The following is a 13,228-nucleotide window of genomic DNA, read 5'->3' as shown; positions in this document are numbered from 1 at the left end:
CCACCTAAATCTCGAATAAGAATAGAAATCTGTTATATCACCCTTCTCTGCCGTTCATGGCACTAACTCGAAGTTCCGTCAGCGGTAGAGATGACTTCTCTGGATGACGAAGTCTTACCGTCCGGCTCTCACCGGGGAGCAGATCGAAATAGTTGTCACTATATCGGACACGCCCAAGGGGAAGCTCCAGCTTCACCAATCGTGCTATCGCACTACTGGCCGTAACCGTTACAGACTGTTCCTCTTCGTTCACATGTACACTCAATTGAGACTCCGGCAATGTCACGTCTTTAGGATCACGTAAGAAGTACCGATTGATCGGCGCTGCAAACCCTTCTGATACCAACTCAACCATTACTTCCTCCGCATGTCTGCCCTGTAGCACCTCTGCCTCAGTTAATTCAGCAATACACAGTGAGGTTTGAGATTTTACTTCAACAGCATGTGTGCTCGAATAGATCTTTTCTCCATGCAAATCATAGACATTGAGCAGTAACTGGCCTTTCAAGACGTCCCGTGTATCGTTCACCACCCACAACGCAAGCGGCTCACCCGGCTCATGTTCCAATGACAACAGGATAGGATGAAAGAATATTTTCCCATAATAAAAGGATGCCTTCGGCAGCAGTTCATAGTCGATCATGGACCAGCTTGTTCCCGGCCAGCTGTCATTCAATTGCCACACGAGCGCTCCGCTGTTACGGTGATTGATACGCCGGAAATGTTCAATCCCATAGCGCAATCCTTCTGCTTGAGTCAGCATGGAATAGTTCATGTACTCCTCTATATTTTGCGGAATGCCTGTGTAACCTTCCATCAGCAGAATGCCTTTCTGGTGATTGGTATCCTTGTTACGGTAGGCTATCTCTGGACTGCCCCAGTAAAACTGCCCTATGGGCATATTTTTCTCCAGCGTGTAACGATTCGCCGAGGCGTGCATACCGAATTCACTGCTGAACAGCGCATGATCGTTTTTGTAATTTTTGAATGTAACACCTTCGATACTGTAGTCCAGCAGCGGTGGCTCTCCGTGTTTCCTCGGATAGACCGAGCCATGCCATACCTGCCAGTTGTGACGGTCCCCGACATCCGGATCATTGGCATCCTGACCATTGCTGTCCCCGAACGGAGAAGAAGGCCAGTACGGACGAGACAGATCCAGTCGTTCCAGCACCTCAGGGATCAGCTCATGATAGATAAGTTCACCGTAGAACGGACTGGTAATATCTCCACTTGCAGACTTCATATCATAGAGCCAGTCTATCTCATTATTCCCACACCAGAGGGCAAGAGAGGCACGATTGCGCAGGCGCAGGACATTATTCTCAACCTCTTGCCGTACATTGTCCATGAAATCACGATTGAAATCCGGGAACAGCGCATTAGCGAATGCAAAATCCTGCCACACCAACACCCCTTGCCGATCACACTCATCATAGAAGACATCCTTCTCATATATACCACCGGCCCAGACACGTAGCATGTTCATATGCCCTTCCACCGACAACTCGACAAGCTCACGATACCGTGAATTCGGGATGGCGCCGATCAGATGGTCAGCTGGAATCCAGTTGGCACCCTTGGCGTATACTTTGACTCCGTTCAGAATAAAAGCAAATGCATCTTCACCCCGTTCATTGTGAAGAGCCAACTCAATCGTTCGTAAACCATAAGGCTCGCTATACCGATCCATCTCAACGCCATCTGCATACAATGTAACCTCCAGCGTATACAGGTATGGCTCACCCAGATCATGAGTCCACCATAACTGTGGTGACGTAACGTTCAATGTGGTGTCCGCCTTGCCACCCTCTACAGGTAGTTCAGTGGCACCTGCCACCTCGTTTCCGCTGCGATCCAGCAGACGAACATTACAGGACGCAACCACAGCCTGCTCACGTTTCTGTCTGCTACGGTAAGACAAGACCGACTTCACATCCGCCGTGATACGTAAGACAGCCAGCTCTGTACTGACTGACTCCGTTCGAGCATACACACTTTCCAGCTTCGCGATTGTTCGTTTTTCCAGCCTTACCGCACCCCAAATGCCCACCGTAACCATACGTGGACCCCAGTCCCAGCCAAAGTTCATCGCCGCTTTGCGCAACCATGGCCGTTCCTTCGTATACGAGGACCAGTCGAAGGTCTCCTTGTCCCGATGATGCAGGTGAAGCGGATCAAACTTGACAGCAATCGCATTCCAGCCGCTGCGTACCAGAGGCGTTACATCAAATGCATGTGACATGAGCATATTGGCCGTTTTTCCAACTTCATGGCCGTTTACGTAGACCGTTGCAAACGTATCCAATCCTTCGAACACCAGTTCAAAATGCTCCTCCGTCTCTGCATCTCTGACCAGATTAAAGGTTGTACGGTACCACCATTCCTTCTGCTCAATCCAGCGACTTTTGGCATCATTATGACCGTAGTAGGGCGGGTCGATGATACTGCGCTCCACCAGTGCGGAATGTACATCGCCGGGCACCTCAGCCCCGATCCAGAAACGATCATCCAGCGCAGCAGCTGCCACATCCATTGCCCGCTTTTCTCCAACTTCAAAATGCTGTATCTTCCATTGTCCCGATAAATCCTGACTTGAACTATGGATCTTCATCTTTATGCCCTCGCTCCCCAAGAGCCCTGAGTAATGTCACATCGAAAACGTTTGCAGAAATACAAAACAGGCTTCGCTATCTGCTCACTTCTAACTTCCGGAAGGCTTGAACGACAATGCCTCCTCGCGATATTCACTCGGGGTCTTACCAGTATGTTTTTTGAACAGCCTGCTAAAATATTTTACGTCTTCATAGCCGCTGATGGCAGCGACTTCACTGACCTTCGCTGGAGACACCGCGAGCATATCCATCGCTCTGCGTATACGCATATCGGTGACAAAATCACCGAAGGTCACACCCATTTCTTTTTTAAACAGTTCACTGAGGTGGCCTGGATGCAAATGAACATGTCCAGCTACCTGCTGTAAATTAATATCCTGTGCCAATGAAGATTCAATATAACCAATAGCCTTTTGCACATGTGCAGCCTGTCCCTGCCCCATTCGGCTATGATAGATATGCATCAGACCATACAGATGGTGGAATAGCATATCCCCGAGGTCCACAGCTTCGGCATCCGGTTCCGGCTGCCAAGGTTCGAGCCTTGCGGATTGTTCCCGCCCTATGGCTCGCATCGTGCGGGTCAGCCAGCGATGACCTGCAATGACGGCAGAGTGCAGACAAGCACTGAACGATTCTGGCGTGACTTCCGGTTCTGCCATAAGATTAGCCACAAGTTCTCGCGTCCAAGTCGTTAACGTGACCGAATCATTATCCAGCAGCAAGGTACCAAGTGTGGTCTCCTCTTCGTGCGTAAGTATGGTTTTACCACCTTGGCGATCTTGAACGTGCTCATAATGCCACATTTTATAGTCTATCAAACCTCGATATCGGAATGCAGCTGAAGCGGTTCTGTAGCTCTCGTGCAGATCTGCAGATCCAAGAACAGGCAGACCTATTGCTGCGCGCAGGGTGCACTTCAATAATTGCTCCACCCGACGTAATGCAGTCTCCAGCCTGAACAGATACTCCTGTTCTACAGGCGGCCATGAAACTACACCAATAATTTGCTGTTTCTCTACATGAGCAATGGCACCAGGCAGCACATCCTCCAGGGTATTTTGCACCGCAAATCGTAATAGTGCATCCGAGGATCGATCCCAACCCTCTGCGTGAAGAACAATGACTTGTCTGAGCATCTGTGCATCATCCAGGCCATCAACTGCTGCCTTCAGAGCATCAGGCTGTAAAAATGAAGGACAAGCACCAGATGCGATATCACCATCAATGATCCATCCGGCAAACAGCCGCTCTCGATTCTCCCGCATAAGCTGTCCCTCTCTGGATTTCTCTGCCCAACGTTCCGTGATCCGCTGTTTGGCCTGTAACACCGTCTTGATGATCTCTTCCGGCTTGCTTGTTTTGAGCAGATAATCTGTAACACCTTGGCGAATTGCCTGCTGGGCATAAGAAAAGTCATCGTATCCGGATAAAATAATGACCTCCAGCTCAGGTAGCAATCGCAGGCCTTCTTCTGCCAGTTCCAGACCTGATCTGCCTGTCATCCGGATATCCGTCATCAGGATATGTGGGCGTTCCTCAGCCATGCGTGTTAACGCCTCCTCTGCCGAAGCAGCAGGTTGAAGAAGTTCAATTCCAAGTTCAGGCCAAGCGATGACGCTGGCAAGCCCTGTACGAATAATCACTTCATCATCAACAATTAATAGTCTCATGGCGATCCCTCCAAGATTGGAATGGAAAACGAAATCCGGGTACCTCCACCAACCCTGCTGTCCACTTCGAGCTGTGCATCCGGTCCATAATGGAGCAGCAGTCTCTCATTGACATTGCAGAGTCCATAACCTCCTTGGTTTAGGTGTCTTTCCGGCTGTTTTCCTTTCCATTCCCTAATGCTTATCCTTAATTGGTCCAGCCTGTTCGGCTCCATGCCCATACCATCATCCAGCACCAGCACATTCATCCGTTCATTATCCGGATCCTTGCGAATCATAACGGTGATCGTGCCCATACCTGCTTTGGGCTGAATGCCATGAATCATCGCATTCTCAACGAGCGGTTGCAGCAACAGCTTCAACATCATTCGCTGCTCAAGCGCTGGATCTACGATATAGTGCAACACGAATTGATCCGGAAAACGAATCGACTGCACACGCACATAATGACGGATATGAGCAATCTCCTGTTCCACAGGACAGTAATCCTGACCATTATTCAAACTGATGCGCAGAAAATCACTCAGGCCCTCAACCATATCCGCGATTCTCTTCTCTTCAGACATCAGGGCAATCCAGTGAATCGAAGAAAGGGTGTTATACAGAAAGTGTGGGTTAATCTGCGCCTGAAGCACTCGAAGATCCGCTTCTTTTTTGCGAGCTTCACCTCGAATAACCTCTTCCTTCAACAGCTGAATATGTGCACCAAGCAGATTGTAACTCTGCCCAAGCCTGCCGATCTCGTCATCACTTTCAGACCGAAACAAAGGAAGTGGGCGCTCCGGATCAATTCGAGACAGATGCCGGGTAAGTACACGAAGGGGCCTCGTCACACGCCGCACGGTAAACCAGACCAGTCCAGCGCTGATCGCAGCAGACATAGCAACCGCACACCCGGTTAGAATAAGGATGTAGCGATTCTCAGACTTATACTGGTCGTATGGAACCGTTCCAACCAACGTCCAACCCGTCAGTTCTTCAGGATAATAGAGCAATGTCCGTTTATCTTCACCAGTACCATACGTGGTTGTCCCACTACCAACATCCTGAACTAACGGTGTGACCCCTGGTTCGACATCCTCCAGCTTAAGTCCAAGCCGTGATTTGTCCATCGAGGACAAGATCTCTCCCGTATTGCCGATGAGTTCCAGTCTGCCTTCTCCTCTACCCAATCCCAGAGCGGCCCATCCCTTAGATACTGCCTTCTCGTCTAGACTAATGGCCAGCCAGCCGATGGGTCGATAATCATGAATACTACGGATCGGTCGAACCAATGTGATTACATTTTGTATACCCGCATAATTCTGAACCGGATATACCCCCGTCCATTTTTTTACCGCTTCTCCGCTCGGGACAGGTGGATAAGATAAGTTTGAATTATTGGATTCATACCAGGTAGCAGTAGATAATGTGGCATCAAAACGTCCAGGATATATGGCGATGTTGGCGATATATTTCTTGGAAGCAGCCAGATTGGTCATTCTGCCCAGGATATCCACCCGGTCCAGCTCATGGTCCTCATTTTGGCTAAGATAGTGCTGAATATCCCGTTCTCCAATCAGGAAAATGGACAGGTTCTCGGCATCCTGGAGCATGTAACGAAGATTGGCTTCCACCTGCTTCAACGTATCCATGCCGGACAGTTTTGTTTTTTGCTCTGTGATGCGGGAAGAGATCAGAAAGGCGAACAGGCCCAAGGCCAGCAATGGCACAATCATTGAAGCCGTCACGACAACCGATAGCTTCCTTTGTAACGAAGATGTGAGCCAGCGTGCCAAACGTTTCTCCTCCTCTGGATGCGCTTTCGTTTACCCTTTGACTGCTCCGGCTGTCATGCCTTTCATAACCTGTTCCTGGAATATGAGATACAGGATAATCGTTGGAATGACCGACAGGGTCATGGCAGCAAGCGTTAATCCATAATCAGTCTGATATCCATCCGCAAAGTTCGCAATGGCCAGCGGTAGCGTTTTCAATCCGGTTTTGTTGATGAACACAAGCGCAAATGAAAAGTCATTCCACGCATGCAGGAAACTCAGGATCGTAACCGTCGACAACGCAGGGACAGACATAGGCAGCATGATTCGGGTAAACAGCCCCCACAGTCCTGTTCCATCAATGAAAGCCGCCTCTTCAATATCACGTGGAACACTTGTCAGATAGGCAGTAAGCACGAAAATAGCCGTAGGCAATGCAAAGGCCGTATACGGTAAGATTAATGCCCAGTACGTATTTAGCAGGGACATTTGTTTCATTAGAATAAATAAAGGGACAAGTGTACTATGGATCGGAATGAGCATGCCTACAACGAAAAACGTCATGATTAACCCTTTCCAGCGAAACTGGAAACGGGCCAGGATGAATGAAGCCAGCGCTGCAATAAACAGCGTCAGAATAAGTGATCCAACTGATACAATGAGTGAATTGCCAAAAGCGGTTCCCAGCTTGGAGCTTTCCCATGCATTGCTGAAATTGGCGACGTTCCAGTTTTCCGGCAGACCGAAGGGCCTGCTATAGAAATCTTCATTCGTTTTGAACGCACTAATCACGAGCCAATAGAACGGATACAATGTTAAAATACCATAGACCGTCAGCAGCGTCCAAACAATTCCGCTGCGAAGACGTCGAATGGGATGATCCGAGCCACTTCGTGGTGATGGCATGGTTACAGGTGTTGCGCGCATGTCAGTTCCCCCTCTCTAATGGTTCTCTTTTCGTTTGCGACTGGTTACCCACTGGCTTGTTCCGATCAGCAGCAGCGAGATCAGTACGATGGTTGTCGAGATGGCACTTCCGAAGCCATAACGGTATGTGGTAAAGGTGGAATTGTACATATACGTAGCGAGTAGTTCTGTGGCATGCGCCGGACCACCTTTGGTCATGATGTAGACCAGATCGAATGATTTGAGGCTACCCGAAATACATAGAATGATCGCAACCTGAACCGTTCCCCAGATCATCGGCAAAGAGACCGAGACCAGCTTCCGAATTCCTGAAGCACCGTCTATTTTGGCAGCATCATGAATCTCGCCGGGAATATTTTGCAGAGCCGAGATAAAGATGATCAGATACAACCCGACAAAGCTCCAGAGTAACGGCGGTACCAATGAGAAAATTGCAATCTTGTCATCGGAAAGCCATTGCAGCTTCCAACTTTCCAGCCCAAGTGCGTCCAGCAGAAAGTTCAATATCCCAATCTGCGGATGATAGATATACTGCCAGATCATACCGATAACGACAGTGGATAACACCATCGGCAGAAATACCGCTGAACGCAGAAACCGCTGCAATGGATTACTCTTGTGTAAGATGACCGCCAGCATCAGCGCTAACGGAATTTGACCAAATACAGACGCCAACACAAAGATAACGTTATTTTTCAGTGCCCGCCAAAATACAGGGTCATGCCAGATCTCAATGTAATTATCGACACCAATATATTTGGATGCCCCGATGCCGGACCAGTTGAAGAACCCATAGTACGCTGACCACACGACCGGTACAAATACAAACAATGCATAAATGATGACTGCTGGGGCCAGCCCCAGCATAATAAAACGCCGACTGCGCAGTGCGTTCATCTGTTCACTTCCCCTCCATGAATGCCTTTCCCAACCTGCGATGAGCTAGTTACACCTATACTTAAAACCCCTCCCCTGCCGGGAAGGGGTTTTAACGGATAACCAGCCACATATGTGATGTTATAAGTTCATTGTTAATTCATCGTCAAGATGTACAATCGCAATCGCTGTCTAGTTTAACGAATGTCACTGACTAACAGCATTGGCTTGAGCAGCCTGTATTTTGGCCGCAATGTCTTCGGCCTTACCTCCCATAAGCAACTCTTGCAAAGCATTATTAATCACCTCAACCGTTGCCGATCCTAGCTTGGAATCGTATACTGGCGTAATCTTCACTTCCTGCATCAGATCATATAACTCAACGAACAATGGATGCGCCTTGGTTTTGTCCAGATCAATCTTGTAACTCACCAATGTGCTGCTATCCAATGTGGCCTTCTGACCGTCCGGTCCTGCGAGCGCGTAGAATAACTCCATCGCTGCCTCTTTTTGTGCACCACTCAGCTTTTTACTTACACCCAGCCCGGTTCCTACAACACCGGATGTTGTTCTTGGTTCACCCTGACCTCCGTCCACTGGAGGAAGAATCGTAATATGGGTGTTGTTCAATACCTCTTCAGGTGCATTGTTCACCAAGTTCGCCAAGGCCCATCCGCCGTTCATGACCATCGCTGCCTTACCTTGGAAATAAAGCTGCATCATCTGCGTCTCATCGATACTGTTAAATCCATCTTGGAATGCTTTGGTGTTGCCAAGCTCCTGCATCTTGTTCAAGGCTTCAACAAATTGTGGATCGGTAAAGCTTGCACCCTCTTGTGCTGCAGCTTTCAGGAACCAATCTGTGCCAGTAATCCGGTCAGCCAGTGTACTGAATATCGTCGATTGTGCTACCCAGTTGGCCTTGTTACCAAGTGCCATGGGAATGACTTTATTTTGATTAAATGTAGCAATCGCTTGTTCCAGTTCCGCCCACGTCTCAGGCACTTTCACGTTATACTGCTTGAAAAGAGCTTCATTGTAATAAATGAAGGAACTCGGTGCCAAATTCATGGGCACGGAGTAGATATTCCCGTCCACGGTGTATCCGTCCAGTGCATTCGGGATGAAATTATCTTTCCACTCCGGCTTCGCGTCCAGCTCTGTATTAATGGGCTGTAACAGATCCCCTTTTACAAATTCCTTGGTCATGGCATCCGGCCACATCACGAACAGATCTGGCATCTCGTTGGCAGCCGCCACCGTGCGAAGCCGGGTTTTGAGACCATCTGTCGGCAGACCTTCATCCACGACTTCAATATCTGGATGCGCCGCGCGAAAATCTTCAATAATTTTGCGCATCGCAACCGCCTTCGCATCCTGTCCAGTCCAGTTGTGCCAGAGAGTGACGGTTACTTTGTCATTGCCGCTTCCTCCTTCTGAAGTATCCCCGCCAGTACAGCCAGCAAGAACAATGGAGAACAATGTTATTGCCAGAAAACCCGAAAGCCATTTTTTCAACATCTCTATATTCCCCCTTGGCGATTTGATTACACTTATTGTAAATGGTAACGCTATCATATCGTAAGGTGACGATCCACGGATGCAGGGGTGAAAAATATCGGTTCCCCTGTTAGAACTTATTTTGCCGATTTATTGTTCATAACATATAAAAAGAGCTCTCACCATGAGAGCTCTCTCTTGTTGTAGCCATCGGTAGCTTACACCCAGGCCATATATAATGTATAAGTGCTAAATCTTATTGTAAATGGAGTGATTATTGGATACTGTTTTTCACCAGTTCTGCAAAAGCTTCGGAGCCTTGCGTAGTGAGATGCACACCATCTTTTTCAAAATATTCGTCATGTCCTTCACTTGCACTGTTCCAATCAATCAGCGAGACATTACTGTATTTGGATGCAGCCTCATTCAAAGCCCTGTTCACCGTTCGTTCCCACGGACGAGGCACGCGCACAGTAACCAGATATACCTGATCTTCATCCTTCAGATCATCAAGCACAGCATTCAAGTTTTTGGAGTTAAAGGAACCATTTGTCCCAAGTTCCAGCACCACTTTGCTGCCCATTTGGTTGTTTCGCTTCAAGCCTTCCAATACATCGCCAGCCTGCCACATTTGACGGCCGACATGTCCATCCACGTAAACTCCCGATATGCTTTTCTCCAGATACGGTTTTGCATCCAAAATCACGGAATCTCCAATGACCGTATAATGAACCTTTCCATCCCCGGCAGGAGGAGCTGTTTCTTCATGTTCCTGAGCTGAATCAGGTGCATCATCCGTACCATCAGATTGGTTCACTTCAGCGTCGTCCGGAGTATCATTCTCGTTAGTCACAGAGTCATCAGCCGGCTTGTCATCAGACTGACCATCCTTGCCTGGATTTGCATAAGCGTTCTGGTCGCCAGGTTTCGATTCTGGAGTAGACTCTCCTGTCGGCTTGTCATTTTTCCCCGGATCATCTTTCGTTCCCGCTTCCGGTTTATGGCTATGAGCATCGTTCTTTTGGCCAGAGCCTGACGTCGCTGTAATAGCTGGTACAACATCCTGCCCCTGTTCCTCTGCTACAGAATTCTCTCCATTCAATGTGTTGGACATCGATACCGAATGGGAGTCGGAATTCGCTGCATGAGAGACCATCATCTGAGATACCGTATAGGACAACAGCAGAATCGTCATCAACAGACCCGCTCGCTTCCACCATACATTACGTATACCGATCGATGACCGCCCTCTTCCCCATAAACGGGACCAAGAATCGCGGAATCCGTTGTACCGGATCGGGTTTTCAATATATTTAAGGGACAATGAGGCCAGTACAACCGTTGCAGCAACCTGTAAAATGATTCGCACAGGATGCGCTCCTCCCGTATCCACCGCGGGATTCGTTAAAATAATAACCGGATAATGCCACAGATATAATCCGTAGGATCGCTCTCCGATCCAGCGTAGTGGCTTCGCTCCAATAATACGTGCCAGGAAAGACGATGGGTGTGCCAATACCGCTACCAGCAACGTCGTTGCGATAGCCTGAAGCACCATACCCCCTTGATACAGAAACGGATCGTATTCACTGCTGTTCAGCATCATATAGATCAATAAAGCAAGAGCAGCCAGCCCCGACACATCAAGCACAAGCTGGTTCATGCCAGACAGAGAGCTCGACAGCTTGCGACTAGGCCACACCACGGCAAGAGCAGCACCTGCCAGCAGTGCAAATGCCCGCGTGTCTGTTCCATAATATACACGGCTCGGGTCCAGATCCGGATTATACATGATGGCCATTGCGCCAGCAGACAATTCAGCTGCGACGACAATGAAGACGACCAGCCATCCCTTTCTTTTGAACACTACGATTGCTGCGATCAGTAGAAGAGGCCATAAGAGATAAAATTGCTCTTCCACAGCCAGTGACCAGAAATGTCCAAACGGAGATGGAGGGCCAAAACTTTCGAAATAGGAAACGTTGTGAAAGATATACCACCAATTGCTTATGTATAATACACCCGAAACGATGTCACCACGCAGCGCAGCGAGCCGGGATGGATCTGAACAGGCCAGCCAGATCATCACCACAGCTGTCATGGTCAGCATGCCTGGAAGCAGGCGTCTTACCCGTCTTACCCAGAAATCACCGAGAGAAATGCGTCCATGTTCCTGCCACTGTGACACGAGAATATCTGTAATCAAATATCCCGATAGAACAAAAAATATACCTACACCGAGCAGTCCGCCCGGAATAAAATCCAAATTCAGATGATACGCGATTACCGCAAGTACAGCGATGGCTCGTAAGCCGTCAAGTCCGTTCATATGTCTCTTACTATTTAAAGATTGTGACATGCATGCCCCTCCTTGCTACTGTGAGTCAACAACATTGGTGTTGGGGGCATAAAGGAACTCCTGATCGTTCTGGTTGTCATTAACATACGTATTGCACCTTCCATCTTTCATTTACAACATAAAGAAGACGTATTGCCTGTCCATTAAGTTTTAATCATTACGATATTCTTTATATTCATTCGTGAGTTCACGTTTAGCATTATACGCCCGAAATAAGCTTCATACTTTACAGTAGTAGTTACAAATGATGAAACCGATGTAACCTTTCCTGCCAGCTCATATAGCTGTAAAATCATACTCTAATTTTGTCGTTAAATATAGTGCTTTTCATCGAGTGGCTAAAATTACCTGTCCGGCTTGCGCGAACCCGCATACCCACGCACACATCGATTGAAACAATTGAATTCATAACAAAAGGCTGCCGACTTGCTCAACAGCCAATATCCATTATAAACCTATGTCAGACCGGATTGAAAGTTTTGCTCATAATTGCTTCTTCTTGCCTAGGACCCTAGAGGTGGAACGGGTGAATCTTTTCTTCTGTCCTTGCATCCATGATCCGGTATGTTAAGCGCCCTGTGTACATTGGGATTTGCAACTCCGATCGAGGGCTGGCAGGAAATGAACACCGAATACTCCACTCTTCTCGATGAGTTCATATGAATACGTTTCCTTATCATGTTATACTGAGAGGGATCAATTTCTAAAAATACGATACTGGGAATGTGATAGGATATGGTCAAATCAGTCAAATACACCTCCTAAATGAAGGCATTATTCAAATTTAGGAGGTTATAACGATATGTTTAATCCAATCGAGTTAGATCAGTGGGATCGTAAGCCATACTTTGACCACTATTTGAATCAGGTCAGATGTACCTACAGCATAACTGCTAATGTGGATATCACCCTATTGATAGCCGAACTTAAGCTTAAAGGCATGAAGTTCTATCCAACTCTTATTCACATGATCTCTAAGGTCGTCAATACACACAGGGAATTTCGGACCTGTTTTGATGCCGAGGGGAGGTTGGGCTACTGGGACGTTATGTCTCCGAGCTATACGATTTTTCATGAGGACGACAAAAGTTTCTCCACGATTTGGACGGCATTCCATGAAGATTGCCAGACGTTCCACAGTCGTTATATGGAAGATATGAAGAATTACAAGGACCTCAAGCAATTTGTCGCTAAACCCAATGAACCGCCGAATACGTTTCCTGTTTCCAGTATTCCCTGGGTAAGCTTTACGGGGTTTAATCTGAATATTTACAATGAGGGAACCTACCTGTTACCCATTTTCACGATGGGGAAATATGTTCAACAAAACGATAGAGTCTATCTTCCCTTGTCCGTTCAGTTACATCACGCCGTTTGCGACGGCTACCATGCTGGTGTTCTATTTAATGAATTGCAGTCACTTGCAGATCGCTGCCATGAATGGTGTTAGTTAGCTAAAACACGAAAAGGCATTCCTAACTCTTGATGGAGTCATGGAACGCCTTTTCTCTTTCTCTTTTT

8 protein-coding genes are annotated in these 13,228 nt (G+C 47.8%); 1 reads left to right on the top strand and 7 read right to left on the bottom strand.

Translation table 11 applies throughout. The features are described 5' to 3' along the window. Positions 1 to 37 precede the first annotated feature (37 nt). From PAHA3_RS04715 to PAHA3_RS04685, 7 genes are all read right to left on the bottom strand, one after another. On the bottom strand, positions 38 to 2,614 hold the full coding sequence (locus tag PAHA3_RS04715; RefSeq protein ID WP_062833687.1) for a beta-mannosidase: 2,577 nt from the start codon (positions 2,612 to 2,614) through the stop codon (positions 38 to 40). Positions 2,615 to 2,704: 90 nt separating this feature from the next. Further along, on the bottom strand, positions 2,705 to 4,288 hold the full coding sequence (locus PAHA3_RS04710; protein WP_062833686.1) for a helix-turn-helix domain-containing protein: 1,584 nt from the start codon (positions 4,286 to 4,288) through the stop codon (positions 2,705 to 2,707). After that, positions 4,285 to 6,066 carry a cache domain-containing sensor histidine kinase gene (locus PAHA3_RS04705; RefSeq protein ID WP_062833685.1) on the bottom strand — a complete coding sequence of 594 codons (1,782 nt, stop codon included), beginning with the start codon at positions 6,064 to 6,066 and terminating at the stop codon, positions 4,285 to 4,287. Before PAHA3_RS04705 ends, PAHA3_RS04710 begins: the two co-directional genes overlap by 4 nt. A 30-nt stretch (positions 6,067 to 6,096) precedes the next feature. Next, complete coding sequence (locus PAHA3_RS04700; protein ID WP_062833684.1) at positions 6,097 to 6,972, bottom strand: carbohydrate ABC transporter permease; 876 nt, start codon at positions 6,970 to 6,972, stop codon at positions 6,097 to 6,099. A gap of 15 nt (positions 6,973 to 6,987) precedes the next feature. Beyond that, the gene (locus PAHA3_RS04695; RefSeq protein WP_062833683.1) at positions 6,988 to 7,869 is read right to left on the bottom strand and encodes a carbohydrate ABC transporter permease; all 882 of its coding nucleotides are present in this window, start codon (positions 7,867 to 7,869) and stop codon (positions 6,988 to 6,990) included. Positions 7,870 to 8,055: 186 nt separating this feature from the next. Beyond that, on the bottom strand, positions 8,056 to 9,369 hold the full coding sequence (locus PAHA3_RS04690; protein ID WP_062833682.1) for an extracellular solute-binding protein: 1,314 nt from the start codon (positions 9,367 to 9,369) through the stop codon (positions 8,056 to 8,058). 253 nt (positions 9,370 to 9,622) lie between these two features. After that, positions 9,623 to 11,707 carry an acyltransferase family protein gene (locus tag PAHA3_RS04685; protein ID WP_062833681.1) on the bottom strand — a complete coding sequence of 695 codons (2,085 nt, stop codon included), beginning with the start codon at positions 11,705 to 11,707 and terminating at the stop codon, positions 9,623 to 9,625. An 802-nt stretch (positions 11,708 to 12,509) separates the two neighbouring features. Here PAHA3_RS04685 and catA point away from each other — a divergent pair. Then, a complete protein-coding gene (catA, locus tag PAHA3_RS04680) occupies positions 12,510 to 13,157 on the top strand; it encodes a type A chloramphenicol O-acetyltransferase (RefSeq protein WP_062833680.1) in 648 nt (215 codons plus the stop codon). Positions 13,158 to 13,228: the final 71 nt, after the last annotated feature.

Origin of the sequence: Paenibacillus amylolyticus, assembly GCF_001570725.1 — a bacterium.
Lineage (GTDB): Bacteria > Bacillota > Bacilli > Paenibacillales > Paenibacillaceae > Paenibacillus > Paenibacillus amylolyticus_A.
The sequence above is the reverse complement of the archived record's forward strand: the minus strand, read 5'-3'. Positions and strand labels throughout refer to the sequence as shown.

Excerpts from the sequence above, each read along its gene's own strand:
- PAHA3_RS04715 (WP_062833687.1), bottom strand. The coding sequence starts at position 2,614 with ATGAAGATCCATAGTTCAAGTCAGGATTTATCGGGACAATGGAAGATA.
- PAHA3_RS04710 (WP_062833686.1), bottom strand. The coding sequence starts at position 4,288 with ATGAGACTATTAATTGTTGATGATGAAGTGATTATTCGTACAGGGCTT.
- PAHA3_RS04700 (WP_062833684.1), bottom strand. The coding sequence starts at position 6,972 with ATGCGCGCAACACCTGTAACCATGCCATCACCACGAAGTGGCTCGGAT.
- PAHA3_RS04695 (WP_062833683.1), bottom strand. The coding sequence starts at position 7,869 with ATGAACGCACTGCGCAGTCGGCGTTTTATTATGCTGGGGCTGGCCCCA.
- PAHA3_RS04690 (WP_062833682.1), bottom strand. The coding sequence starts at position 9,369 with ATGTTGAAAAAATGGCTTTCGGGTTTTCTGGCAATAACATTGTTCTCC.
- PAHA3_RS04685 (WP_062833681.1), bottom strand. The coding sequence starts at position 11,707 with ATGTCACAATCTTTAAATAGTAAGAGACATATGAACGGACTTGACGGC.
- catA (WP_062833680.1), top strand. The coding sequence starts at position 12,510 with ATGTTTAATCCAATCGAGTTAGATCAGTGGGATCGTAAGCCATACTTT.